The sequence below is a fragment of the Pengzhenrongella phosphoraccumulans genome (assembly GCF_045689905.1).
GTDB lineage: Bacteria > Actinomycetota > Actinomycetes > Actinomycetales > Cellulomonadaceae > Pengzhenrongella > Pengzhenrongella phosphoraccumulans.
Genome location: NZ_CP144210.1, coordinates 2,263,732 through 2,287,753, shown reverse-complemented (window position 1 = coordinate 2,287,753; position 24,022 = coordinate 2,263,732). Strand labels below are relative to the sequence as shown.

Here is a 24,022-nt window from a genome sequence, read left to right as displayed (position 1 = left end):
CGGGATCATCGGGCCGACCGGCCACCGCCACCGCGACGCCACCGCGGGGTCATCTCAGGCCATTCGCCCGTCAGACGGCGGTCATCTCCGACGGCGTCGGTCCCTCGATCGGGCGAAGTCCGGGCCCCAGTGGGTGAACTTGTCCGATTTGTACTGCTCCCCATGACCGAACACGTCAGAGTTGCGGTCCAACCCCCTTGTCAAGGGGACAAAGTCCACCCGCCCTGCTGGCGGGCAGTCGGAGGGCTTCATGAGCACGGTGATGGTTGTGGACGACGAAGAGCGGATCCGTGCGCTCATCACCCGATCCTTGGCGTCGGAGGGACACAGCGTCGTGTCGTTCGGTGACGGCGTCAGCGCGCTGAACCGGCTCACGACGGGCGACGTCGACCTGGTGCTCCTCGACCTGATGATGCCCCGCTGCAACGGGCTGACCGTCCTGTCGTCGCTGCGTCAGCGTCACGACGAGACCCCGGTGATCGTGCTCTCGGGGGTCACCGACATCGCGACCCGCGTGCAGGCCCTCGATCGGGGGGCGGTCGACGTCATCGCCAAACCGTTCTCCCTCGTCGAGCTGCTCGCGCGGACACGGCGGCATCTCGGCGCGAAGCGGGTCCCGCGGACCGAGAACCGGTTCATCGAGTCGGGCGGCATCCGGCTCGATCTCGAGCGACGCTGCGCCCAGCTGGCCGACCGCGAGGTCTCCCTCACCGAGCGTGAGTTCTCCCTGCTCGCGCACCTCATGCGCCGCCGGGGCGAGGTGTGCCGCCGCGAGGAGCTGCTGCACGACGTCTGGGACCTCGACTTCGACCCGGGCAGCAACGTCGTGGAGGTCTGCATCCGGCGGCTGCGCAACAAGCTGCAGCCCGATCCGCCGATCGAGACGATCCGCCGGGTCGGCTACTGCTTCCACGGTGAATGACCCCGTGTCCGAGAAGGCGCCCCCCCGCTGGGACCTCTACTACCCGTGGCTCGCGATCGCCGCCGTGTGCACCGCGCTGATGTGGGTCTGGCCGGGAGAGGAGACGATCCCGTACCACGTGGCCTGGGCGTCGTTCGCCCTGCTGTACGGCCTGGGTGACTGGAGGCTCCGCCGGGCTGCGACCGGCCTGGTCCTCTACACGATCGCCACCGGCGCCGTCCTGGTGGTGCACGCGGCGACGGGCCTGCTCGTGTGGCAGGAGACCACCGAGATCCCCCTGATGTCCGTGCTCATGGTGCTCGCGGTCTGGAGCATGCGACGCCGTCAGCACGCGCTCGCCGCGGTGACCGTGATGGCCGACCGCGAGCGCGCGCAGGCCCTGGACCGCGAGCGCCTGACCCGGCTCACCTCGCACGAGCTGCGCACCCCGCTGACGATCGCCCGCGGGTACGTCGAGCTCCTGCTCGAGCGCGAGCTCGATCCCCAGCAGCGCCGCGACCTCGCCGTGGTCGACGACGAGCTGGACCGGCTCACCCGCGTCACCGAGCGCCTGGTGCGCGTGATCCGGCTGCAGGGCGGCGCCGAGCTCGAGCGCGTCGACCTGGACGTGCTGCTCTCCCAGACGGTCGAGCGCTGGGCGCAGGTGGCCGACCGGCGCTGGGTCGTGGACGCCCGAGCCGGGGCCTACGACGGCTCCGCCGAACGCCTGCGCGCGTGCCTGGACACCCTGATCGAGAACGCCCTGCGCTACACGCGAGATGGCGACACGGTGCGACTGAGCGGGCACCGCGACGCCGGCTGGATCAGCATCAGCGTCGCCGACTCCGGGCCTGGCCTGAGCCAGGAGCTGATCGCCGTCATCAACGGCGAGGCGGACGGTGACCTCGAGATCCCGCGGGACGAGCTCTCGCAGACCGGGCTCGGGCTCGGGCTCGTGCGCGGGGTCGTCAACGCCCGGGGCGGTCATCTGCGCGCCGGTACCGCCGCCGAGGGAGGCGCGCAGCTCTGGGTCGAGATCCCGGTGACCTCAGCCCTCGGCAGGTTCGCGCCCGACGCCCCGAGCGGCGAGGACGCCGCTGCCGGACCGGCCGGCGACTCTCTGCCCGCCGGGGTGTCCCACTAGCGCCTGCCGCCAGGTGCGGTCAGCCCGATTTCACGACGCCGTAGCGCGCGAGCGTGCGCACCCGTGCCTCGTCGTGGCGCACCACCGGTTCCGGGTAGTCCCGCCCCAGCTCGAGATCGGCCGTGAGCAGGTCCAGCGGGGCCGCGTCCCAGGGGGCGTGGATCGCCCGGGTGGGCAGCGCGGCGAGCTGCGGCACGTAGCGGCTGATGAACCGACCTTCGGGGTCGAACTTGAGCGACTGGCTGACGGGGTTGAAGATCCGGAAGTACGGCTGCGCGTCGCACCCGGTCGAGGCGGCCCACTGCCAGCCGCCGTTGTTGGCGGCCAGGTCGAAGTCGATGAGCTGCCGCGCGAAGTAGTGCTCACCCCAGCGCCAGTCGAGGCCGAGGTCCTTGGTGAGGAAGCTCGCCACGACCATCCGGAGCCGGTTGTGCATGTACCCGGTCTGGTTGAGCTGCGCCATGGCGGCATCCACGAGCGGGTAACCGGTGCGGCCTTCGCACCACGCCGCGAAGAGCTCGTCGGCGACCGGCCCGGTCTCCCAGGCGATGCGGTCGTACTCCGGCTTGAAGGCCGAGTCGACCACGCGCGGGTGGTGGTGCAGCACCTGGTGGTAGAAGTCCCGCCAGATCAGCTCCGACAGCCAGACCTGCGCGCCCCGCGCCGTCGGCCCCTGCCCGGAGCGTTCCCAGGCGACGCGTGCGAGCTCGCGGATCGACACGGTGCCGAACCGCAGGTGCACCGACAGGTAGCTCGGACCCTTGACCGCCGGGAAGTTGCGCGACTCCTCATACTCCCCGATGCGGTCGAGGAAGTCGTCGAGCAGGTGCCGCGCCCCGCTGGCGCCCGTCGGGACCCGGAGCTCGTGGAGGTTGGTGCGCTCGAAGCCCAACGACTCGAGCGACGGCAGCCCGAGCACGCACCCGGCCGGCAGGTCCGCGGCCACCGGCCCGACCGGGGCCAGAGAGGCCGCGTGCGTCGCGACCGGGTACGCCTCGAGGAAGAACGGCTCGAGCGTGCGCAGCCACGCGTTCTTGTAGGGCGTGAACACGCTGTAGGGCTTGTCGAGCTGGGTGAGGATCTCGCTGCGCTCGAACACGACGTGGTCCTTCGAGGTACGCAGCGCGATGCCGCTCCCCGTCAGCGCGCCCGCGACGACGGCGTCCCGCGCGAGCGAGGCGGGCTCGTCGTCGTGATTGGCGTAGACCGCCTGGACGCGCAGGGCCCGGGCGATCGCCGGGACCGCCTCAGTCGCGCGGCCGTGGACCGTGATCAGCCGGACCCCGGCGCGGCCGTGCTCGACACCCAGGTCGGCGAGGTCGCGATCGAGCTCGGCGAGGCTGTCGTGGATGAACTCGACGCGGCGATCCTGGCTGGGCAGCGCGTCGAGGATGTCGCGGTCGAACACGAACACGCACCACACGTCGCGCGCGGCGAGCAGAGCGTGGTGCAGCGCGGCGTGGTCGACGGACCGCAGGTCGCGACGGAACCAGACGAGCGCGCGGTCGAGAACTAGAGCCATGGTTCGCCAGTCTGCCGCAGCGGGGCGACGATCTTGACCAGACTTTGACCCCTTATCTCCCGAATCGTACGATAGGAGGACTCCCGGGCTCACCGGCGTGAACCCGCCAGTGGACCAGGCTCAGTGGATCGAGCGTGACGTCCGGACGTAAGTGAGCACCGATGCGCAGTTCCTTCGGCAGGTTGAGAGCACGGATCCGGAATCTGCCTCCCCGGGCGGCGTTCCTCGCCCGGATGTCCGCCACGCTGCTGGGGACCTTCGTGCTCCTCGGGGTCCTCGTCATCGTCGCGTTCTCGCTGGACTCGCGCGTTCTCACGCTCGGGGGCGACCAGGAGCCCCACAGCACGATCCTGCTGTGGGGCCTCGCCACCGGTCTGCTGCTCGCCCTCCCCGTGCACTATGTGCTGGGGGGGCGAAAGATGGCCGACCAGTTCGCCCGAGCGCGCGACCAGGCCACGCTGGACGGCCTCACGGGCCTGCGCAACCACTGGGCGTTCCAGGAGTCCCTGGACCACGAGGTCGCGACCTCCCAGCGATTCGGCGGGTCGTTCACCCTGATGCTCGCGGACGTCGACGACTTCAAGTTCGTCAACGACAGCCTCGGCCACCAGCGGGGCGACGAGCTCCTGGTCGAGCTCGCGGGCGCGCTGCGCACCGGCCGGATCGTCGACCGGGCCTACCGCATCGGCGGTGACGAGTTCGCGGTGATCATGACCCATACCGACCTGGTCGGCGCGATGCACGCCGTCGAACGGCTGCAGGCGACGGCCGTGCGCTGCATGGAGGGGACCACGATCAGCATCGGCCTGGCGGAGTTCGACCCGGCGAGCATCGACACCGACACCCGGACCGACGCCGCGGTGCTGCGCGACCGCGCCGACCTCGCGCTGTACGAGGCGAAGCGCCGCGGCCGCAACGAGATCGTGACCTTCCACGAGATCGCCCAGTCCGCCCGGATGCGCACCTCGGCCGCCACGATCACCGCGGTCCGTCACCTGCTCGCGACCCGCCAGATGGGCGCGGCATTCCAGCCGATCTGGAACCTCGACACGCATCGCGTGATCGGGTACGAGGGACTCGCCCGGCCGGCCGTCGAGTACGGCCTGGAGGGTCCCGAGGACGCTTTCTTGGGTGCGGCCCGACTCGGTCGCATCGACGAGCTCGACGCGCTGTGCCGAGAGTCGGTCCTCGCCGGCGTCGACGACTTCCCCGACGACACGCTGCTGTTCCTCAACCTCTCCCCGGAGGTCCTCGACCACGGCCTCGAGGCGGGTCACCGGCTCAGGAGCGAGGTCGAGGCCGCCGGGCTCGAGCCCCACCAGGTCGTCATCGAGCTGACGGAGAACGCCAGCGAGCGCATGGACCTCGTGTTCACACCCATCCAGCTCCTGCGCGACGCCGGTTTCCACCTCGCCCTGGACGACATGGGCTCCGGCGACACCGGGCTCGCGCTCCTCGGCCGTCTCCGGCCGGAGTACGTCAAGGTCGACCGGTCCGTGGTGTGCAGCGCGCGCGACGGCGGTCCCGGGCGGGCCGTGCTCGCGGCCATCGTCGCGTACGCCGCCGAGAGCGGCGCCGTCGTGATCGCGGAGGGCATCGAGACCGAGGAGATCCTCCATCACCTCGTGCGGTCGGCCAAGACGATCAGCCGGCGGGCGCGGTTCATCGGGGGTCAGGGCTACCTCCTCGGACGGCCCGCGGCGCAGCCGTGGCGCCGCGACGCCGACCTCGCGTGGCCGCTCCCCAGCCTGGTGTGACTGTCGCGCGGCTCGCCGTCCGGACGCCGTGCGGACGCCGTGCGCACGACCCCGCCGCGCCCTAGGCTGCGAGCACCAGATCCGTACGACAAACGGGGGCAAAACGTGAGCACCAACAAGGCTCCTGAGTCATCCCGCATCTCCGGACGCGCGATCGGCGGCCTCGTCATCGCCGCGGCCCTCGTGGTCTGGATCCTGTCGAACCGGGACCAGGTCGAGGTGTCCTTCATCGTCACCACGGCCGTCGTCCCGCTGTGGGTCGTCATGGCGATCGCGGCCGCGCTCGGGGTCGTGGCCGGGTTCCTCATCGGTCGCAGCCGGTACCGTTCGCGCTGAGTCCCGGCACCGGGCGCCCTACCCGGTGACCACCTGTTCGTCCCGTACCGAGAGGTCGTCATGGGTCTGCCCACCAGCCAGCTGGGACCGCAGGAGCGGATCGTCATCGAGACCCGCGAGCACGTCAAGCACCTGCTCGTGGCGGGCCTGATCTGCATCGCCGCCGTGATCGGCCTCGTGCTGGTGCTGCAGTACGCGCCGGACGACGGCTTCTTCCAGTGGCTGGACACGCTGGGTTGGGTGGCGTTCGCCGGCGTCGTGCTGATCTTCGGGGTATGGCCGTGGGCGAAGTGGTCCAAGCGCACGAGCACCCTGACGAACGAGCGGCTCGTGACCCGCGAGGGCGTGTTCCGGCGGACCGGACGAGACATCCCGCTCGAGCGGATCAACGACGTCAAGTTCGACCAGGGCATCCTCGACCGGTTGGCGCACTGCGGCACGCTGCGGGTGTCGGCCGCGAGCGAGCAGGGCACCGCGGTGCTGCGCGACATCCCGGACGTGCACGAGTTCTCCAAGACGATGAACGAGCTCGTCCGGGTGGCCCGCGGCGAGGGCACCCGGCGGGACTAGCCTCACCCCGCCAGCAGGCGCTGGCCGAGGTACTCCCCCTGGCGGCACCCGCCGGGCACGGCGAAGACCGCCGAGCCGATCGGCGTCGTCCACGTGTTGAGCAGGTCGACCTCGTCGAGGCGACGCGCGATGGGCACGAACTGCGTGATCACGTCCCGCTGAAAGGTGACGAACAGGAGCCCCGAGTTCGACAGCTTCCCGGCGGGCGGCGGGTCGTCGTAGTTGTAGCCGCGCCGCAGGAAGCGCTCCGAGGTGTTCGCCGAACGGGCCCGGCGGATGTGCGCGACCGTGTCGATCACCCCGAACCCGAGGTCGTTGACGGCGTCCAGGTCCGGCTGGTCGAGCTCGGCGGTCCCGGTCAGCGGCGAACCGTCGGACAGCCGCCGGCCGATGGTCGCCTCGCGGCCGGAGCGGTCCAGCACGTCCCAGGTGTCGAGGTCCATCGCGATGCGCCGCACGACCATCGACGTGCCGCCGACCAGCCATGCCGGGGCGGCGTCGTCGTGCCAGATCAGCGCGTCGTCGGTGCCCACCACAAGGTTGCGGGAGCCGTCGACCTGACCCATGAGGTTGCGCATCGACGTGCCCGGCGCGGTCGTGCCCGGGCTGCGGCGGAACCCGCGCTGGACCCAGCGCACCGTGGTGAACGTCCGGGCCTGCCGGGCGAGCACGCGAGCGGCGTGGGCCACGGTCAGGTCATCGTCGGCGCAGATCTGCACGAGCAGGTCGCCCCCCGTCCACGCCGGTTCGAGGCGGTCGATCCCGAGCGCGGGCAGGGGCGCGAGCCAGGACGGCCGCTCGGCCTCCAGGCCCGCCGCGGTGAACACGCCCGGCCCGTAGCCGACGGTCACCGTCAGGCTGGCGGGGACCATCGCCAGCTCGGGCTCGGTGTCGCCGAGACCGGGACGACCCGCCGTGAGCCGACTGAGGTCGTCGGTCCAGATCCGCATGAGGCGCACGAGCGCGTCCCGGTCCGTCCCGGCGATGAGGTCGAACGCGATGAAGGACGCGAACGCGGGCGGCGGGGTGCCCACGCCCGCCTGGCGGTCGCCGTACAGGGGCACCACCGCCCGGCCGACGGCGTCCGCCGCGACCGGCACCGTGGTCGACCCGGGCGACCCGGGCTCAGCCGAACCGGAACCGGAGCGTGCGGGCCCGGCCGGGGAGGCGTCCCACGCGGCGCGCCCGCCGAGCGCGAGAGCGGCGCCCCCCAGGACGGCGGCGCCGCCGCGCAGGAACGTCCGGCGATCCGGGCGTTCGGCGCTCACGAGCTGGCGGGGGTGGACATCGGCGTGGGCGACATCGGCGTGGGCGACATCGCGCCGGGCGCGTAGTTCTCCTTGGCTCCCGTGTACGTGCGGGCCGGAGCGGTGAACGTGACCTCGGTGCCGTCGTCGGCGGTGAGGGTCACGCTGACCTCGTCACCGGGCTTCACCGGGGCCGCGAGCTCCATGATCATCAGGTGGTCGCCCCCGGGCGCGAGCTCGTGCGTGCCGCCCGCGGCGAGCACGAAGCCGCCCTCCTTCGGGCGCATGACCATCTCGCCGGCGTCGTTCTTGGCCAACTCGTGCAGCTCGATCTTCGGGGACGCCGACGTGGCGGCTGAGACCAGCCGGACCTCGGAGTCCGACCCGTTCGTGAGCGTGGCGAACACCGCGGTCATCCCCGAATCGGCGGCCTTGATCCAGGGGTCGGTCACGGTGATGGCGGCGGCGCCCTTGGTCGAGCCGGTCGCCGCGCCGGTGGCGCTGGTCGCGTTGGCCTCCCCGACGGCGGGGCTCTCGGCCGCGCACGCCGTGAGGGAGAACGCCAGCGTGAGGCCGAGCGCACTCGCGCCCAGCAGTCGCGCGGCAGCCGCCGCCCGGCCGGTCGGTCGCTGCGTCGGGTGGACGGCGGGGCAGGACGAGCGGGTCAGGGAGGTCATGGCAGAACCTTTCGCGAGCAGGAGTGGACAGGCTGGAATGGCACGCTGGAATGGCAAGCCGGGGCCGGCGAGCCGGAGGTCGGTCAGGAAGCCGCGGTCGTCGGACGTCGACGCCGCAGCAGCACGGCGGTCACGGCCACGAGGGCGGCCAGGCCGCCCCCGACCGAGAGGGCGAGGGTGCCGCCCGACGCGCCGCCGCCGTCGTCGGACACTGCGACCGCGGCCGCCGAGGGCGAGTCGGTCGGCGAGGACTCGGAGGGGACGACCGCCGCCGGGAGCGGCCCGCTCGCGGCGCCGATCGAGAACTCGAAAGCGCCTTGGAGCGGGTGCCCGTCGCCCGCGACCACGCGCCAGGCGACCTGGTACGTCCCGTCGGCGAGGTCGGGCGGCAACGGCGCGCTGAGCGTCGTGGCCTCGACGACCCCGGGGACGTCGAGGACCACGTCCCCGGCGGGACCGCGCACGATCAGCTGGGACGAGAGGTTCAGGACGTCGTCGCGGAACCGCAGGCTGACGGTCGCGGGCGCGGTCGCGACGACCGACCCGGTCGCGGGCGTCGTCTCGATCAGCTGGTCGTGCGCGGACGCCGGCAGGGCACCGGCGAGAGTGAGCACCAGGGTCAGCAGCACAGTGAGCAGCAGGGCGAGCAACGGGGCGGTGAGCTGGGGGGCCAGGACGCGGGCGCGTCCGGGATCAACGGGTCGGGCAGCGGGCATGGACGTCGTCCTCGGCTTCGGCCCACGCGCCCCTCGGGACGGCGTGGGCGGGTCGGATGGCGCGCGGCCACCGAACCCGAGCGGGACGCAGCGCAGCGACGCCGACGACGCGGCGTGCAACGGAACAAGGCTCAGGCGGTGGCGAGGCCGAGCGGTGGGCCGCGACGGGGCCGGGAGGCCACCAGTCCGCGGGCGATCAGGACGAATCCGGGGGCCTGGGCCGCCACGGCGCGCGCGACGGCGGCGATCGGGGCGACCGATGGCGACACGATCAACGGCAGGACAGCCCGCAACCAGCAGACGGTACGCCGGGCAGCGTCGTCGGCCCCGACCAGGACGAGCGCGGTGACCACGGTCGCCGCGGCGTGCGCGAGCAGCATCGCGGGCATGGCGGCACTCATCACGGGCATGGCGGCCATCTCGTGACCGGGCAGCATCGGGCTGGACGAGACGAGCGCGAACGGGGCCTGGGCTGCGCCGTGCGCGTGCGTCCACGCCGGGTTCACCACAGCCGACGCCGTGCCCGGTGCGAGGAACGACAGCGCGCCGTGGAGCGCCGCCTGGAGACCGGCCAGCACGGGCAGCAGGGTCCACAGGCGCAGCTGCCAGCGCGCGAGCACCGTGACCGTGAGGAGCACGAGCGCCCCGAGGGCGGCGAGCACGGGCACGGACGGGAGCTGGCCTCCCCCGGCGGTGTGCGCGGCGGCGGCCAGGGCGGCGACGACGGCGGACGTCACGACGGCTCGCGCAGCGCGCATCGCCCTCGCCCCCTCGTGCATGGGCGTCAGGCTAGCCGGTCACCCCGGACATTGGTCCCGGTTCGACGCCCGCAGGGTGTGCAACCTCGCGGCACGTTCGGTCGACGCGGTCTCACCTCCCGGCGCGGTGCGCTGGCATCCCGGTGGTCCTTAGACGGCCACCAGCCTGACGGCCGCCAGGGCTACCAGGTCAGGAGGGTCCGGTTCTCCTTGTCCTTGAAGCTGCCGACCAGGATCAGGATGAAGTCGACCAGCACCCACACGCCGAGGCCGCCCGCGGTGAGCAGCTGCAGCACGCCGGTGCCGACCTTGCCCACGTAGAACCGGTGCACGCCGAGCACACCGAGGAAGAACGCGAGCACGGCGGCGATCGTGCGGCTCCGGGGGCTGATCGGGGTGCCGAAGGCGTCGTGGGTGGGCGGGCCGTAGTTGACGGTCATAGGTTTCTGCCTTGCTCTGGGTGTGGATAGGTGACGCCCCGCAACCTAGGGCAACGAGCCGTCAGAACGGACGAGAATCGACGGCGCACTCCCCGTGTCGTCCGCCGTTCCCCCGTGCGGCCGCCGCCAGGGGCCCAAGGTCGGAGCAACCGACGCGCTGCGGGCCCTACGGTGATCCCTGGGAAAACCGCGAGAAGGAGCCCTGTGACCATCACACCGATCGACGCCACGACCACCCCCGCCTGGACGGACCTGCTCGCCCACCAGACGACCCTCACCCCGGACCTGCGGTCCTGGTTCGCCGCCGACCCGCAGCGCGCCACGCGCCTCACGCGCACCGTCGGCGACCTGCACGTCGACCTGTCCAAGAACCTCGTGACCGACGAGACCCTCGCCCTGCTGGTGCGGCTCGCCGACGAGGTCGGCCTGTCCGGCCGGATCGAGGCGATGTTCACCGGCGAGCACATCAACGTCACCGAGGACCGCGCGGTGCTGCACACCGCCCTGCGTCGCCCGGCGGGGGCCAGCCCGGCGCTCGTCGTCGACGGCCAGGACGTCGACGCGGACGTGCAGGCCGTGCTCGCCCAGGTCGCAGCCTTTGCCGACAAGGTCCGCAGCGGCTCGTGGACCGGCGTGACCGGCGCCCGCGTCGCCACGGTCGTCAACATCGGCATCGGCGGCTCCGACCTCGGGCCCGTCATGGCCTACGAGGCGCTCAAGCCGTACGTCCAGGACGGTCTCACCGTCCGGTTCGTCTCCAACATCGACCCGGCCGACGTCGCCGAGACCGTCAAGGACCTCGACCCGACGACGACGCTGTTCATCGTCGCGTCCAAGACCTTCGGCACGCTCGAGACCCTGACGAACGCCCGCCTGGCGCGCGCGTGGCTCTGGGAGCGGCTCATCGCGACCGGCGCGATCGAGGACACCGAGGCCGCGCGCACGCACGCCGTCGCCCGGCACTTCGTCGCGGTGTCGACCGCGCTCGACAAGGTCGCGGAGTTCGGCATCGACCCCGCCAACGCGTTCGGCTTCTGGGACTGGGTCGGCGGACGCTACTCGGTCGACTCGGCCATCGGGACGTCACTGGCGATCGCCGTCGGCCCGGAGAACTTCCGCGCGTTCCTCGGCGGGTTCCACACCGTCGACGAGCACTTCCGCACGGCGCCGTTCGAGCAGAACGTGCCCGTGCTGATGGGCCTGCTCAACGTCTGGTACGTCAACTTCCTCGGGGCGCACACGCACGCGGTGCTCCCGTACGCGCAGTACCTGCACCGCTTCGCGGCGTACCTGCAGCAGCTGACGATGGAGTCCAACGGCAAGTCGGTCCGCTGGGACGGCACCCCGGTCACGACCCAGACCGGCGAGATCTTCTGGGGCGAGCCCGGCACCAATGGCCAGCACGCGTTCTACCAGCTGATCCACCAGGGCACGCGCCTGATCCCGGCGGACTTCATCGCCGTCGCCACCCCCGCGCACCCCCTGCGCGACGCCGGTTCGCCCGGCGGCGAGGCGGACGTCCACGAGCTGTTCCTCGCGAACTTCTTCGCCCAGACGAAGGCGCTCGCGTTCGGGATGACGGCCGACGAGGTGCGCGCCAGCGGCGCACCCGAGGAGATCGTCTCGGCGCGCGTGTTCGGCGGCAACCGGCCGACGACGTCGATCATGGCCCCGGCCCTGACCCCCGCCGTGCTCGGCCAGCTCATCGCGCTGTACGAGCACATCACGTTCGTGCAGGGCATCGTGTGGGGCCTGGACAGCTTCGACCAGTGGGGCGTCCAGCTCGGCAAGCTGCTCGCCGTGGAGATCGCCCCGGCCGTCGCCGGCGACGAGGTCGTGCTCGCGTCGCAGGACCCGTCCACGCGCAGCCTGATCGAGTACTACCGCGCGAACCGCGCGTAGCGCCTGATCGCGGGCCCGGTCACTCGGCCGGGCCCGCGAGCCATCGGCGGGAAGGCGCACGGCCGACGGCGCCTACGCTGGCGGACATGAGCACCACCGGCACTCCCGCCACGACCCGCGTCGACCGCTGGGTCTGGGTGGTCCGGCTGACCCGGACGCGCGCGGCGGCCGCGGCGGCGTGCCGCGCCGGGCACGTACGCATCAACGGCGACCACGCCAAACCCGCCAGCGCCGTGCACGTCGGGGACGAGATCCGGGTCCGGTTCGAGGGCGACGAGCGCATCGTCGAGGTCGCGCAGATCATCGAGAAACGGGTCGGGGCCCCGGCCGCGGCGCTGTGCTACATCGACCGCACCCCGCCCCCGGTCCCGCGCGAGCACGTGGCGATCGCCGCCCAGCGCGACCGCGGCGCAGGCCGCCCCACCAAACGCGAACGCCGCGAGATCGACAAGCTCCGCGGCAGAAGCCCGGACCCAACCCCACACGACTAACCCACCCGCGGCGTCGTCGTCCATCGAACCGCGAGTTGTGGTCGATCGATCGACACAGCGACGACCACAGCTCGGGGTTCGCGGCGCGATCGTGCGCCCGGGACGGGTCAGGCGGCCTGGGACGCCAGGAACGACTGCAGGAGCGGGCCCGCGGTGGTCGAGCCGAAGTCGCCGTCGGCCACGAAGACGGCGACCGCGAGGTCGTCCTGGATCGCGATCATCCACACGTGGTTGCGCAAGGCGCCCGTCTCGCCGTACTGGGCGGTGCCGGTCTTGGCGAACACCTCGCCGCCGGGCACGTCGCGCAGGAAGGTCGCCCCGCCCTCGGTGACCACGGCCCGCATCATCGTGCGCAGGGCCTCGGCCTCGGGCGCCGCCAGCGGGACCGCCGCCGCGGGGGCCGTGGGCGCGACCGGCCCTACGAGCCACGGCACCACGGTGGCGCCCTTCGCGACCGACGCCGCCACGGTGGCCATCCCGAGCGGTGAGACCTGGATCCGGCCCTGACCGATCATCGACGCGGCGTGGTCGGTCCCGTCCGAGTCGGTCGGCACGGACCCCATGAACTCGGGGTAGCCGATGTCGGTGTCGAGCCCCAGCCCGAGCGCCGCGGCCGCCTCGGCCAGCCCCGCCTGCCCGACGGCGTCCCGGGCGCCGATGAACGCGGTGTTGCACGAGTTCGCGACCGCCGTGGTGAGGCTGATCGAACCGTTCGCGGCCGCGGGGTACCCGGGGTAGTTCTCGAACGTCCGGCCGTCGACGTCGACGCTCGTCGGGCAGGTCACGGGACTGTCCGGCGTGAGCCCGGTGCGCAGCAGCGCAAGCGAGCTGACCACCTTGAACACCGAGCCCGGGGGGTACTTGCCCACGGTCGCGGTCGACTGCCCCTCGCTGCCCGAGCCGTTCGCGACCGCGAGCACCTCGCCGGTCGAGGGGCGGATCGCGACGATCGCGCTCGCCGGCACGACGTCGGCCAGAACCGTCTCGGCGGCCTCCTGCACCGCGGGGTCCAGCGTCGTGGCGAGGTCCTCACCGGGGGTGCCCGGCAGGCTGAAGACGTCCCGCCCGGTCGCGCCGTCGGCCGAGGTCACCACGACGGTCTGGCCCGGGAGCCCCGCGAGCTGCGCGTCGTACTGGCGCTGCAGGCCGGAGAGCCCGACGACGTCGCCGGCCACCACCCTGCCCTCGGAGGCATCCACGATCTCGGCCGTCGCCGGCCCGGCCGTGCCGAGGATCGCGCGGGCGAACAGCCTCGTGGGCGCGAGTGGCAGCGTGTCGGGCACGGCCAGCGCGCCCACCACGGCCTTGACGGCCGCCACGTCGACACCCGGGTTGTCCGTGCGGACGACGAGCCCCTCGACGAATGCCTTCGCGCCGGCCCCGGCCACGCGCACCGCGTACGCCTCCGGGTCGATGCCCAGCAGCGCGGCGACCTGACGGGCGGCGGCGTCCTGGCCGGCCGCGTCGGTCCTCGTCTTGTCGATCCCCAGGCGCAGCACCGCGCGGTCCTGGACCAGCGGCACGCCACCGGCGCCGAGCACACCGGCCCGCACCGCGGCGACGCGACGCACGCTCACCGTCTCGCCCGTCACGAGGTCCGGCACGAGCAGGAAGCTGGTCCACTGCGCCTGCCAGGCCTCCTCGACCAGGTCGAGCTTGGCGGTCGTCGTGTAGGTCCAGTCGGTGTCCCCGGCATCGAGGTCCCAGGTGAACCCGAGCGCGGCGGTCGCCGTCGCGCCGTCCTTCGCCAGGGTGACCTTGCCGACCTTGACCGCCGGGTGCAGCGGGTCCAGCCCGGCGAGTGCCGCGGTGAGCTGCGCAGTCGCCTCGATCGGGGTCGCACCCGAGAGCGCGACGTCGCTCAGGTCACCCGCCGCTATCCCGGCCGCGAGCGCCTGCGCGACGACGCCGGGCTTCGGCGGCTCGGGAGAGCACGCGGTCACCCCCGTGAGCACGAGTGCGCCGACCGCGAGCGCGGCCCCCGCTCCGGACCAGGTGGTTTCGTGCTTGCGCATGCTCTGTGCCCCCAGGGTGCCGGCCGCGCCACCGCGCGGATTCCCTCGTGGGAGACGGCGCGGGCCCGGCCGATCCCGAGACTATCGGCTCCCGCGCAGCCCAGGCCGCACGCGCGCACCGTCGAGCCACTACCGTCAATCCATGCCCAGCCCCGGTCCGGCTGCCACGGGCGCACGGTAGACCGCCGTGCTCGACCTGCTGGCCTCCTCCGCGCTCCTGACCGTGCTCGTCGTGCTCGCGCTCGGCACCCTGCTCGGTGCCGTGCCCTTCGGGCCCGTGCGCTTCGGCGCCGCGGGCGCGCTGTTCGTGGGCCTGGCCGTCGGCGCGCTCGACCCGCGGCTCGGGGTGGGCCTCGGCCTCGTGCAGAGCCTGGGGCTCGCGCTGTTCGTCTACACGGTGGGGCTGGCCGCGGGGAACGGGTTCTTCCGCGACCTGCACCGCCAGGTGCCGCTGATGGGCGCGGCGGTCGCCAGCCTCCTCGCCGCCGCGGCGATCACGGTCGGTCTCGGGCGGCTGCTGGGGATCTCGTCGGAGCTCACCGCCGGCGTCTTCGCCGGCGCGCTGACCAGCACCCCGGCCCTGGCCGCGGCGACGACGGCGTCCGGCGGGAGCCAGGAGCCGGCCGTCGGCTACGCGCTGACCTACCCGGTCGCCGTGACCGTCGCGATCCTCGTCGTCGCCCGCACGCTCAGCCGGACCTGGCCGGCGCGCCGCGACCCGCAGTCCGCCGCAGGCACCGGGCTCATCGACGTCAGCGTCGAGGTCGAGCGCGCCGGGCCGCTGCGCGACGTGCCCGGCTTCCGCGACGGCTCCGTGCGCTTCTCCTACCTGGCCCGCGACGGTCACACGCGCGTCGCGAGCGCCGACGAGGAGCTGCGGGTCGGCGACCGGGTCGTCGTCGTCGGCCCCCGCGAGGCGGTGCAGGCCGCGACGACGCACCTCGGCCACCGCGTGAGCGAGCACCTCGCGCACGACCGCAGCGCCGTGGACTACCGGCGCTTCCTCGTCTCCGACCCGCGCGTGGCCGGTCGCTCGGTCGGCGAGCTCGACATCCCGGGGCGCTTCGGCGGCGTCGTCACCCGCATCCGGCGCGGCGACCTCGACCTGCTCGCGGCCGACGACGTCGTCCTCGTGCTCGGCGACCGCGTCCGGGTCGTGGTGCCGCGCGGGCACATCCCGGACGTGTCGGCGGTGTTCGGCGACTCCGAGCGCAAGGTGAGCGAGGTCGACGCGCTCTCGCTCGGGGTCGGGATGGTGCTCGGCCTGCTGCTCGGGATGCTGCCGATCCCGCTGCCCGGCGGGATGAAGTTCGCGCTCGGTGCGGCGGCCGGACCGCTCGTCGTGGGCATGGTGCTCGGCAGGCTCGAGCGCACCGGTCCGCTGGTGTGGGGGCTGCCGCTGTCGGCGAACCTGACGATCCGCCAGCTCGGCCTGCTGCTCTTCCTCGCGGCGACCGGGCTCGCCTCCGGGCAGGCGTTCGCCGCGGAGGCGTTCACGCTGCTCGGCCTGCAGATCGCGAGCACGACAGCGCTCGTCGTCGCGGCCACGGCGGTCGGGTTCGTGCTGCTCGTGCGCCTGGCGGGGGTCAGCACCGCGCGGGGCGCGGGGGCGCTGTCCGGGCTGTTCGGTCAGCCCGCGATCCTCGCGTACGCGAACGCCCGCACCACCGACGAGCGCGTGGATGCCGGGTATGCTGCGCTGTTCGCGCTGGGGATCATCGTGAAGATCGTGCTGGTGCAGGTCGTCGTCGCGCTCTGACTCGTCGCGCTCTGACTAGTCCGGGAGCTCGACCAGCTCGCCCTCCCAGGCCTCGAGCCCCTCCTTGATCGCGAAGCCCGCGATGACGAACCCCGCGAGCGGGTCCAGCCACGCGGCCCCCGTGAGCGCGAACAGGCCGAGCCCGGCGAGCGTCGTGATGCTCAACGCCATGCAGAGCTGCGTCTCGGCGGCGTCGGCGAGGATCAGCCGGTCGCCGCCCAACGCGCGCCCGACGCGACGCTTGGCCCACGCGAGCAGCGGCATCGTGACCGCCGAGACGACGAGCAGGACGAGCCCGACCGCCGACGTCGTCGGCTTCTCGCCGCCGATGAGGTTGCGGGTGCCCTCGACGATCACGTAGGTCGCCAGGAGGAAGAACGTCACCGCCACGGCCTTGAGGGTCCACCGCTCCTTGGCCTCGTCCGGCTGGCCGTCTCGCAGCCGCGCGGCCAGCCGCAGGCCCACGAGCACGGCCGACGCCGACTCGATCGCGCTGTCCAGCCCGAACCCCACGAGCGAGACGAGACCGGCCGCGAGCCCGGCGGAGATGGCGATCGCGCCTTCGACGAGGTTGTAGCCCACGGTGAGCTGCGTCATCCGCAGCCCGCGCCGGGTCAACCGGTCGGTCGCCGCGACCTCGCCCGGGGTGCGGGCGTCAGGCATCGCGACCCGGGAACGCGGCCTCCATCGCCTGCTGCGCCTCGTCGACGATGGCGCGCATCGCGCGCTCGGCCCCGGCGGAGTCGCCGGCCGCGACAGCCTCCGCGATGTCGCCGTGCAGGCGGATGGCCGCCGGCTCGGGGTGCGCGGGCATGAGGTCGTGGTGGGTGCGCCCGGTCAGGACCTCACCCACGACCGACGCCAGCGCGGCGAACATGTCGTTCCCGGACGCCTCCAGCAGCGCGCAGTGGAAGGACCGGTCGTGCTCCAGGTAGGTCTCGAGATCGCCCTGCCGCCCGGTGATCGACATGCCGATGACGGCCGCCGTCAGCCGCCCGCACTGCTCGGGGTTGGCGTGTATTGCCGCGAGAGCGGCGGCGATCGGTTCGACGCCCGCGCGCAGCTCGCTCAGCGAGCGCAGCTGGCGCGCGCGATCGGGACCGGCCAGCTGCCAGCGGATCAGCCGGGGGTCGAACGCGTTCCACTCGGCACGCGGCCGGACGGTGACCCCGACCCGGCGACGCGTGGTGACGAGCTGCAGCGACTCGAGCACCTTGACGACGTCGCGCGCGACGGTCCGCGACACGCCGTGCTGGCGCGCGAGCTCGTCGATGGTCAGGACGGTCCCGGCCGGGAGCTCGCCGGACACCAGGGCGGGCCCGAGCCGGGACAGCACCTGCTCGTGCAGACCGCTCGTCGCGTCGGGCGCGTCCTCGTTGCTCACCGCCCCATTCTGGCCCACTCCGTGGGGGGATGAGCAGGGCTTCGGGCTGTTAAATCACACGATTGCTCGTCGCAACTTGCTTTCGTAGCATGAATGGCTCAAGGTGAGCCACGGCCACCGACGGCCGAATCCCCCTTTCGGGACCTCACTGCCGAGGAGCAGCGCGCATGAGCGAACACCCGACGACCACCCACCCGCTCGTGGTGGTGATGGGCGTCTCCGGATCGGGCAAGACCACGGTCGGCCAGGCGCTCGCCGACCGCCTCCGGCTCGAGTACGCCGACGCCGACGAGTTCCACAGCGCGGCCTCGGTCGCCAAGATGGCCTCGGGCCACCCCCTGGACGACGACGATCGCGCGCCCTGGCTGGTCGCGATCGGTGCCTGGCTCGCCGAGCGCGAGGCCGACGGCGCCGTCGTCGGCTGCTCCGCCCTGCGTCGCCGCTACCGCGACGTGCTGCGCGCGGCCGCTCCGGGGGTCGTGTTCCTGCACCTGACCGGCGACCCCGCCGTGCTGACCGAGCGGGTCGCGAACCGGCCCGGGCACTTCATGCCCGCCTCGCTCATCACCTCTCAGCTCGAGACCCTCGAGCCGCTCGAGGCCGACGAGCGCGGCGACGCGCTCGACCTCACCCACCCCGTCGACAGCATCGTCGACGAGTTCACCACCGCTCTGCAGCTCAACGAACTGCATCTCAACGCTCTGCACAACACCGCTCTGCATGACACCGCTCAGAACCTCAATGGAGACCGCTCATGAGCATGACCCTTCTCGCAGCCGGTGAGGCGTTGACCGACGCCGGCAGCACCCAGCTGGTGCTGGCGGCCCTGGCCGGCATCGCCGCCATCGTCCTGCTGATCACCGTTCTCAAGCTGCACCCGTTCCTGTCCCTGACGATCGGCTCGATCACGGTCGGCGTGCTCGCCGGGGTCCCGGTCAAGGACGCCCTGACCAGCTTCAGCACCGGCCTCGGCGCCACCGTGGGCGGCGTCGGCATCCTCATCGCCCTGGGCGCGATGTTCGGCCGGCTGCTCGCCGACTCGGGCGGCGCCGACCAGATCGTCGACACGATCCTGCGCAAGGCCACCACCCGGAGCCTGCCGTGGGCGATGGCCCTGGTGGGCGCGCTCATCGGCCTGCCGATGTTCTTCGAAATCGGCCTGGTGCTGCTCATCCCGGTGATCCTACTGGTCTCGCGCCGCTCGGGCCTGCCGCTGATGCGGATCGGGATCCCGGCGCTCGCCGGGCTCTCGGTCATGCACGGCCTGGTCCCCCCGCACCCCGGTCCGCTGGTCGCCGTCTCCGCGCTGAACGCCAACCTCGGCCTCACCCTGGTGCTCGGCCTGCTCGTCGCGATCCCGACCGTGGCGCTGGCCGGCCCGATGTTCGCCAAGTACGCGGCGCGCTGGGTGCCGAAGTCCGCCCCGATCCTGCCCGCCGCCGGCGGCACGTCGGCCGGCTCGCCCACCGCCCGCACGGGCACGGGAACCGCGACCGCCACGAGCACCGCGACCGCGATCCTCGACCCGGCCGCCCCGGTGGACGTCCGCCGCCCGACCTTCCGGGTGACGCTGTTCACCGTCCTGCTCCCGGTCGTGCTGATGATGGGCAAGGCAGTCGTCGACATCTTCGCGGCCGAGGGCACCACGGTCCGCGTCACGCTCGACCTCCTCGGCACCCCGCTCGTGGCCCTGCTGCTCGCGGTCTTCGTCGCGATGTGGACCTTCGGCCGCGGCTCGGGCATGAACCGCTCCCAGCTCGCCAGCTCGCTCGAGAAGTCGCTCCCCCCGATCGCGGGCATCCTGCTCATCGTCGGCGCCGGCGGCGGGTTCAAGCAGACCCTCGTCGACACCGGCATCGGCAACGTGCTCGCCGACGCCATCGCCGGCAGCAGCCTCTCGCCGCTCCTGCTCGCCTGGCTCGTGGCCGTGGCGATCCGCCTGGCCACGGGCTCCGCGACCGTCGCCACCGTGACGGCGTCGGGCATCCTCGCGCCGCTCGCCCTGACCATGTCGAGCGGCGAGACGTCGCTCCTCGTGCTCGCCATCGGCGCCGGCTCGCTGTTCTTCAGCCACGTGAACGACGCCGGGTTCTGGCTGGTCAAGGAGTACTTCGGCCTGACGGTCGGGGAGACCATCCGCACCTGGTCGCTGATGGAGACCGCCATCTCGGTCTCGGGGCTCGTGCTCGTGCTGCTGCTCGGCATCGTCATCTAGCCGTTCGTGCCCGACGGCGGCCGGAGTCAGTCTCCCGGCGCCGCGCGGCACGACAGCCATCAGCACCGCCTCGGCGTGGAGTCATCTTCACCGGGGCGGTGCTGCGTGGAGGGCCGGTTTGCGTCGTGGGTGGATGTCGGTGGCTCGTTCTAGAGTCATACACATGTTCGAACGACGTGGATCTCAGGGCATCGCGGCAGGTCAGCGGCCTGTGTGCGCCCCGGACGGGGACCCCTCCGCGCAGACGCTCGCGCGCGGCGGCGAACCCACTCCGTGGGACGCACCCGCGTCGTGGGTGGAGCCGTCGGCGGACATCGCAAGCCTGTGGGCGGCGATGGACGCCGCTCTCGGGGAGCCGGTCGATCCGCGGGACTACGCGCAGGTCGCCGCCCAGCGGTTGGACGACTTCCACCTCGTGGAGCTGATCGCCCGGCTGGAACGCGACGCGTCCACCGCGCGGGCCCACCAGCTCGCGGCGATCGAGGTGCTGTCGCGCCGGGAGTCGATGAACCCGTACTGGCCCGTGAAGGTCTCCCAGCCGAACGTGGCCGGGGAAGAGGTCGCCGCCGCCCTGGGGACCTCCCGGCAGGCCGGACGGAACCTGGTGGACACCGCCCGGCTGCTCACCGGCCCGCTGACCCTGACCGGGGTCGCGTTGGAGGCCGGTCACATCGACTGGGGCAAAGCGAAGATCTTCGCCGCCGTCCTGGGTGACGTCGCGGTCCAGGTCGCGGTGGACGTGCAGGCCCGGGTGCTGCCCGGCGCGGGCCGACGCACCCACGCCCAGCTACGCCGCGACCTGGCCAAAGCCCTGATCGTGGTGGACCCCACCGACGCCTAACAACGCACCATCCGCGCGGTCAAGGACCGCCGGGTGTGCCACCCCAAGGTCCTGCCCGACGGCATGGCCGGCATCTGGGCCGTCCTGCCCGGCGCCACCGCCGCCGCGATCGACACCGCCCTGTCCACCGCCGCCCGCACCACCAAGACCACCGGCGACCCCCGCACCCCCGACCAGCTCCGCGCCGACGCGTTCACCAACACCCTGCTCGGCCACCCGGGCACGCAGGCCGCGGGCCCCCCCACGCGACCTGGCGCCACGACCTGCCCGGCCGGTGCCGCGTTCCCGCCCGGTGCGGCGTTCGGGCTGCCCCGGGGCTCCGCACCCGTGCCGGCCGAATCCTCACCGACCGCGGCGAACCCGCCCGGGCTGGGGGTCGGGGGTTTCGGTGGGGTGCGGGTGGACGTGACCGTGTCCCTGGCGACCCTGCTCGGCCTGGACGACAACCCCGGGGAGCTGGCCGGGTACGGGCCCATCACCGCACAGACCGCCCGCCGACTCGCCACCGCCGGGACGTGGCGGCGGCTGGTGACCGACCCGGTCACCGGCACCGTCCTGGACGTCGGTCGGACCCGCTACCACCCACCGGCCGACCTCGCCCGGATCGTGCGCGCCCGCGACCGGCAATGCCTGTCCCCGATCTGCTCCATCCCCGCCCACCGCTGCGAGCTCGACCACCGCGAACCGTTCCACCCCGACGGCACCGGCGGAGCCACCTCCGCCGCCAACCTCGGCAACCTGTGCAAACGCGACCACCTGATCAAAACCCACGCCAACTGGCGCCTGACCACCCGACCCGACCAGCCCGGCACCGTCACCTGGACCACCCCCACCGGGCACACCTACACCCACCAACCCGAACCACCCCCCGGCCACGAACCACCACTCGACTGGGACCCCGAACCACCGTTCTGACCTCTACGTGTGACGTCCGGGTCAAGTGACCCAAAGGTCAAGTGACGCGATGGTCAGGTCACGCGGCAGCTCAGTGACGCAGCAGCTCAGTGACGCAGCAGCTCAGTGACGCAGCAGCCGGTCAGGCGGTCGGGACGGCGTCGTCCTCGTCCACCACGAGATCCGCGTACTCCTCGTGCTTCGCGATCCACCCCGCCACGAAGGTGCACTCCGGGATCACGCGCGCACCGCGGGCACGAAGGTCGTCGAGCGCGCCGCGGGCCAGGACCGACCCGACACCCTTGCCCCCGAACGCAGGGTCCACCTCGGTGTGGAACAGCACGACCTGCACGCCGGCGCCGCCGTGCTCGAAGCCGCGGTACTCGATGAACCCGGCCAGGTCGCCGTCGATCCGGGCCTCGTAGCGGTGCTGGTCGGGGACGTCCTGGACGTCGATCGTTGTCATGCGGGCCACTCAAGCACAGTCAGCCGGAACGCATCCCCGCGTCCGCCGGGGCTAGGGCGGCAACAGCCCCTGCTGCCGGGCGGTGGCGGTCGCCTCGGTGCGTGACTGCACCCCGAGCTTGTCGTAGGTGTGTGCGAGGTGTGACTTGACGGTGGCGCGAGAGAGGAACAGTTCGCGCGCAATGGCGTCGTTGGACCGCCCGAGCGCGACCAGGCTCAGCACCTCGAGCTCACGGCGCGTCAGCGAGACCGAAGGGTGGCGCAAACGGTTCAGGAGCCGGGCCTGGATCGCCGGACCGAGGGCGGTCGCCCCGGAGGCGGACGCCCTGATGGCGGCGGTGAGCTCGTCGGTGGGCGCGTCCTTGAGCAAGTACCCGGCCGCGCCGGCTTCGATCGCGGAGAGGATGTCGGAGTCGGAGCCGTACGTGGTGAGGATGAGCACGGGTGGGCCCCCGGCGGCCACGATCTGGCGGGTTGCGTCGGCGCCACCCAGCCGGCCGGGACCGAACTGCAGGTCCACGAGGAGCACGTCCGCGGTCTCCCCGCGTCGGACCCGAGCGACGAGCTCCTCGGCGGTTGCGAGCTCGGCGATGACGCGCATGTCCGGCTCGTTCTCGATCACGGCGCGCAGGCCGGCCCGCACGACGGGGTGGTCGTCGGTGAGCACGACGTCGATCACCGTGCCTCCTGGAGCTCGTCGTCGGTGGGGTGCACGGTGGGGTGCACGGTCGGCTCGATCCCGGCGGGGTCGCCCGTGGGTAGGCGGACCGCCACGGCGGTGCCGTCCCCGGGTGCGGTCTCCACCACCAGGGTCCCGCCGAGCTCGAGCGCGCGGGAGCTCATCGCGACAAGCCCGAAGCCGCCAGGACGCGTCCGGTCGGGCTGCCGGTCACCATCGAAGCCGCACCCGTCGTCGACGACGTCCAGAATCACCTCGCCCTCGAGAAACGTCAGCGTGACGGCCACGCTCCCGGCGCCGGAGTGCTGCACGACGTTGGCCAGCGCCGACTGGGCAACCCGAACCAGCGCCGCCTCCACGGCGATCGGCAGGGCGCGCCGTGGTCCCGAGGTCTCCACACTGATGACGAGCGCTTCGGGTGCGCCCTCGCTCGCCGCGGTGTCCTGCGCGCGTTGGGCGACCCGTTGGAGGGCCGCGACGAGGGTGGCACCGTCGAGGTCTGCGGGTGCCAGGGCCCGGACGAACCGGCGGGCCTCGCCGAGGTTGTCCAGCGCGGTCCTGCGCGCTTGGTCGACGTAGCCGCGTACACGCGCGTCGTCGACACCGATACCCGCGTCGGCGGCGCGCAGGAGCAGCTCGATCGCCGAGAAGCCCTGGGCGAGAGTGTCGTGGATCTCCCGGGCGAGCCGTTCCCGTTCACCGGCGATGGCGGCGTCCCGTTCGGCCGCGGCCAGGTGCTCGCGAGCCTCCGTGAGCTCCACCACGGTGCGCTGACGCTCCTCGGACTCGCGCGCCAGGGCCTCGAACCCGAGCATCACCGCGACCGCGACGGCGGCGCCCACCACCGGTCCGAGGATGAAACCGATCGACGCGTCGGTGCCGAGACGTTCGAGGGGGCCGGCACCCACGGCCAGAAAGGTGGTCACGCCGACGGCCAGGACGCCGCGATGAGGTCCGAGGACGTGCATCTGGAGCAGCATCATCGGGAACGCGATCCAGAGGGCGGCGGTGCTCGTGAGCAGCAGCGCCACCCAGAGCACGAGGAGGCCGAGCACCCAGGCCCCCGCCGGCCACCAGGCCCCGCGCGGCGCCGCGATCGGGGCCTCGTGGACGCGAATCGTCGAGCGGCCCCAGCCGTACCAGCCGCCGAACCCCAGCCCTGCGACGACAGTCACCCACGGGGCCACATCGGGGTCGACCTGCAGCACCGCGACGGTGACGAGTCCGGCCATGAGGATGTCCAGGCCGATCAGCAGCCCGCGGGTGACCGGGAACAGGGAATGTGCACGCACCCCGCAACGGTAGCCAC

The 24,022-nt window shown here is 72.7% G+C and carries 22 protein-coding genes and 1 pseudogene; 11 read left to right on the top strand and 12 right to left on the bottom strand.

Annotated elements, in window-relative coordinates:
* Positions 1 to 250: 250 nt before the first annotated feature.
* Positions 251 to 922 (top strand): response regulator transcription factor, encoded by a 672-nt coding sequence (locus tag VTA80_RS10585; RefSeq protein WP_407345461.1) that lies wholly within the window; start codon positions 251 to 253, stop codon positions 920 to 922.
* Positions 915 to 2,045: a sensor histidine kinase gene (locus VTA80_RS10580; protein WP_407345460.1), complete on the top strand. Its 1,131-nt coding sequence runs from the start codon at positions 915 to 917 to the stop codon at positions 2,043 to 2,045. Before VTA80_RS10585 ends, VTA80_RS10580 begins: the two co-directional genes overlap by 8 nt.
* A gap of 19 nt (positions 2,046 to 2,064) precedes the next feature.
* Here the strand turns inward: VTA80_RS10580 and VTA80_RS10575 are convergent, their stop codons facing one another.
* Positions 2,065 to 3,567: a cryptochrome/photolyase family protein gene (locus tag VTA80_RS10575; RefSeq protein ID WP_407345459.1), complete on the bottom strand. Its 1,503-nt coding sequence runs from the start codon at positions 3,565 to 3,567 to the stop codon at positions 2,065 to 2,067.
* A 233-nt stretch (positions 3,568 to 3,800) separates the two neighbouring features.
* On the opposite strand from VTA80_RS10575, the gene VTA80_RS10570 reads away from it, so the two are divergent.
* The 3 genes from VTA80_RS10570 (at position 3,801) to VTA80_RS10560 (ending at position 6,230) form a co-directional block, all read left to right on the top strand.
* Positions 3,801 to 5,324: an EAL domain-containing protein gene (locus VTA80_RS10570; protein WP_407345458.1), complete on the top strand. Its 1,524-nt coding sequence runs from the start codon at positions 3,801 to 3,803 to the stop codon at positions 5,322 to 5,324.
* Between the two features lie 105 nt (positions 5,325 to 5,429).
* Entirely contained in the window at positions 5,430 to 5,660 is a 231-nt protein-coding gene (locus VTA80_RS10565) for a lipopolysaccharide assembly protein LapA domain-containing protein (RefSeq protein WP_407345457.1), read from the top strand.
* Between the two features lie 60 nt (positions 5,661 to 5,720).
* The gene (locus tag VTA80_RS10560) at positions 5,721 to 6,230 is read left to right on the top strand and encodes a PH domain-containing protein (protein ID WP_407345456.1); all 510 of its coding nucleotides are present in this window, start codon (positions 5,721 to 5,723) and stop codon (positions 6,228 to 6,230) included.
* A gap of 2 nt (positions 6,231 to 6,232) precedes the next feature.
* Here the strand turns inward: VTA80_RS10560 and VTA80_RS10555 are convergent, their stop codons facing one another.
* From VTA80_RS10555 to VTA80_RS10535, 5 genes are all read right to left on the bottom strand, one after another.
* On the bottom strand, positions 6,233 to 7,498 hold the full coding sequence (locus VTA80_RS10555; protein WP_407345455.1) for a Dyp-type peroxidase: 1,266 nt from the start codon (positions 7,496 to 7,498) through the stop codon (positions 6,233 to 6,235).
* Positions 7,495 to 8,154 carry a copper chaperone PCu(A)C gene (locus VTA80_RS10550; RefSeq protein ID WP_407345454.1) on the bottom strand — a complete coding sequence of 220 codons (660 nt, stop codon included), beginning with the start codon at positions 8,152 to 8,154 and terminating at the stop codon, positions 7,495 to 7,497. Before VTA80_RS10550 ends, VTA80_RS10555 begins: the two co-directional genes overlap by 4 nt.
* 83 nt (positions 8,155 to 8,237) lie before the next feature.
* Positions 8,238 to 8,870 carry a copper resistance protein CopC gene (locus VTA80_RS10545; protein ID WP_407345453.1) on the bottom strand — a complete coding sequence of 211 codons (633 nt, stop codon included), beginning with the start codon at positions 8,868 to 8,870 and terminating at the stop codon, positions 8,238 to 8,240.
* A gap of 131 nt (positions 8,871 to 9,001) precedes the next feature.
* On the bottom strand, positions 9,002 to 9,649 hold the full coding sequence (locus VTA80_RS10540) for a hypothetical protein (RefSeq protein ID WP_407345452.1): 648 nt from the start codon (positions 9,647 to 9,649) through the stop codon (positions 9,002 to 9,004).
* A 161-nt stretch (positions 9,650 to 9,810) separates the two neighbouring features.
* A complete protein-coding gene (locus VTA80_RS10535; RefSeq protein ID WP_407345451.1) occupies positions 9,811 to 10,068 on the bottom strand; it encodes a TM2 domain-containing protein in 258 nt (85 codons plus the stop codon).
* A gap of 204 nt (positions 10,069 to 10,272) precedes the next feature.
* On the opposite strand from VTA80_RS10535, the gene pgi reads away from it, so the two are divergent.
* Together pgi and VTA80_RS10525 are read left to right on the top strand one after the other, a co-directional pair.
* A complete protein-coding gene (pgi, locus tag VTA80_RS10530) occupies positions 10,273 to 11,970 on the top strand; it encodes a glucose-6-phosphate isomerase (RefSeq protein WP_407345450.1) in 1,698 nt (565 codons plus the stop codon).
* An 86-nt stretch (positions 11,971 to 12,056) separates the two neighbouring features.
* Entirely contained in the window at positions 12,057 to 12,461 is a 405-nt protein-coding gene (locus VTA80_RS10525) for an RNA-binding S4 domain-containing protein (RefSeq protein ID WP_407345449.1), read from the top strand.
* A gap of 107 nt (positions 12,462 to 12,568) precedes the next feature.
* Here VTA80_RS10525 and VTA80_RS10520 read toward each other — a convergent pair whose 3' ends face one another.
* Positions 12,569 to 14,476 carry a penicillin-binding transpeptidase domain-containing protein gene (locus tag VTA80_RS10520; RefSeq protein WP_407345448.1) on the bottom strand — a complete coding sequence of 636 codons (1,908 nt, stop codon included), beginning with the start codon at positions 14,474 to 14,476 and terminating at the stop codon, positions 12,569 to 12,571.
* Positions 14,477 to 14,663: 187 nt separating this feature from the next.
* Between VTA80_RS10520 and VTA80_RS10515 the strand changes: the two genes are divergently transcribed.
* Positions 14,664 to 16,235 (top strand): TrkA C-terminal domain-containing protein, encoded by a 1,572-nt coding sequence (locus VTA80_RS10515; protein ID WP_407345447.1) that lies wholly within the window; start codon positions 14,664 to 14,666, stop codon positions 16,233 to 16,235.
* 15 nt (positions 16,236 to 16,250) lie between these two features.
* Here the strand turns inward: VTA80_RS10515 and VTA80_RS10510 are convergent, their stop codons facing one another.
* Together VTA80_RS10510 and VTA80_RS10505 are read right to left on the bottom strand one after the other, a co-directional pair.
* Positions 16,251 to 16,898 (bottom strand): cation diffusion facilitator family transporter, encoded by a 648-nt coding sequence (locus VTA80_RS10510; protein ID WP_407345446.1) that lies wholly within the window; start codon positions 16,896 to 16,898, stop codon positions 16,251 to 16,253.
* Positions 16,891 to 17,619, bottom strand: a complete 729-nt coding sequence (locus tag VTA80_RS10505; RefSeq protein WP_407345445.1) for a FadR/GntR family transcriptional regulator — start codon at positions 17,617 to 17,619, stop codon at positions 16,891 to 16,893. The genes VTA80_RS10510 and VTA80_RS10505 overlap by 8 nt, the downstream gene beginning before the upstream one ends.
* A 167-nt stretch (positions 17,620 to 17,786) precedes the next feature.
* On the opposite strand from VTA80_RS10505, the gene VTA80_RS10500 reads away from it, so the two are divergent.
* From VTA80_RS10500 to VTA80_RS10490, 3 genes and pseudogenes are all read left to right on the top strand, one after another.
* On the top strand, positions 17,787 to 18,377 hold the full coding sequence (locus tag VTA80_RS10500; protein ID WP_407345444.1) for a gluconokinase: 591 nt from the start codon (positions 17,787 to 17,789) through the stop codon (positions 18,375 to 18,377).
* Positions 18,374 to 19,834 (top strand): gluconate:H+ symporter, encoded by a 1,461-nt coding sequence (locus tag VTA80_RS10495; RefSeq protein WP_407345443.1) that lies wholly within the window; start codon positions 18,374 to 18,376, stop codon positions 19,832 to 19,834. The genes VTA80_RS10500 and VTA80_RS10495 overlap by 4 nt, the downstream gene beginning before the upstream one ends.
* Before the next feature lie 133 nt (positions 19,835 to 19,967).
* A pseudogene (locus tag VTA80_RS10490) lies at positions 19,968 to 21,590 on the top strand (DUF222 domain-containing protein).
* A 121-nt stretch (positions 21,591 to 21,711) separates the two neighbouring features.
* Here the strand turns inward: VTA80_RS10490 and VTA80_RS10485 are convergent.
* The 3 genes from VTA80_RS10485 to VTA80_RS10475 are packed head-to-tail and all read right to left on the bottom strand — an operon-like array spanning position 21,712 to position 24,005.
* Complete coding sequence (locus VTA80_RS10485; protein ID WP_407345442.1) at positions 21,712 to 22,035, bottom strand: GNAT family N-acetyltransferase; 324 nt, start codon at positions 22,033 to 22,035, stop codon at positions 21,712 to 21,714.
* A gap of 51 nt (positions 22,036 to 22,086) precedes the next feature.
* Positions 22,087 to 22,713 carry a LuxR C-terminal-related transcriptional regulator gene (locus tag VTA80_RS10480; RefSeq protein WP_407345441.1) on the bottom strand — a complete coding sequence of 209 codons (627 nt, stop codon included), beginning with the start codon at positions 22,711 to 22,713 and terminating at the stop codon, positions 22,087 to 22,089.
* Positions 22,710 to 24,005, bottom strand: a complete 1,296-nt coding sequence (locus VTA80_RS10475; RefSeq protein ID WP_407345440.1) for a sensor histidine kinase — start codon at positions 24,003 to 24,005, stop codon at positions 22,710 to 22,712. The genes VTA80_RS10480 and VTA80_RS10475 overlap by 4 nt, the downstream gene beginning before the upstream one ends.
* Positions 24,006 to 24,022 lie beyond the last annotated feature (17 nt).

Excerpts from the sequence above, each read along its gene's own strand:
- VTA80_RS10585 (WP_407345461.1), top strand. The coding sequence starts at position 251 with ATGAGCACGGTGATGGTTGTGGACGACGAAGAGCGGATCCGTGCGCTC.
- VTA80_RS10575 (WP_407345459.1), bottom strand. The coding sequence starts at position 3,567 with ATGGCTCTAGTTCTCGACCGCGCGCTCGTCTGGTTCCGTCGCGACCTG.
- VTA80_RS10570 (WP_407345458.1), top strand. The coding sequence starts at position 3,801 with ATGTCCGCCACGCTGCTGGGGACCTTCGTGCTCCTCGGGGTCCTCGTC.
- VTA80_RS10560 (WP_407345456.1), top strand. The coding sequence starts at position 5,721 with ATGGGTCTGCCCACCAGCCAGCTGGGACCGCAGGAGCGGATCGTCATC.
- VTA80_RS10550 (WP_407345454.1), bottom strand. The coding sequence starts at position 8,154 with ATGACCTCCCTGACCCGCTCGTCCTGCCCCGCCGTCCACCCGACGCAG.
- VTA80_RS10545 (WP_407345453.1), bottom strand. The coding sequence starts at position 8,870 with ATGCCCGCTGCCCGACCCGTTGATCCCGGACGCGCCCGCGTCCTGGCC.
- VTA80_RS10540 (WP_407345452.1), bottom strand. The coding sequence starts at position 9,649 with ATGCACGAGGGGGCGAGGGCGATGCGCGCTGCGCGAGCCGTCGTGACG.
- VTA80_RS10535 (WP_407345451.1), bottom strand. The coding sequence starts at position 10,068 with ATGACCGTCAACTACGGCCCGCCCACCCACGACGCCTTCGGCACCCCG.
- VTA80_RS10525 (WP_407345449.1), top strand. The coding sequence starts at position 12,057 with ATGAGCACCACCGGCACTCCCGCCACGACCCGCGTCGACCGCTGGGTC.
- VTA80_RS10520 (WP_407345448.1), bottom strand. The coding sequence starts at position 14,476 with ATGCGCAAGCACGAAACCACCTGGTCCGGAGCGGGGGCCGCGCTCGCG.
- VTA80_RS10510 (WP_407345446.1), bottom strand. The coding sequence starts at position 16,898 with ATGCCTGACGCCCGCACCCCGGGCGAGGTCGCGGCGACCGACCGGTTG.
- VTA80_RS10500 (WP_407345444.1), top strand. The coding sequence starts at position 17,787 with ATGAGCGAACACCCGACGACCACCCACCCGCTCGTGGTGGTGATGGGC.
- VTA80_RS10495 (WP_407345443.1), top strand. The coding sequence starts at position 18,374 with ATGAGCATGACCCTTCTCGCAGCCGGTGAGGCGTTGACCGACGCCGGC.
- VTA80_RS10485 (WP_407345442.1), bottom strand. The coding sequence starts at position 22,035 with ATGACAACGATCGACGTCCAGGACGTCCCCGACCAGCACCGCTACGAG.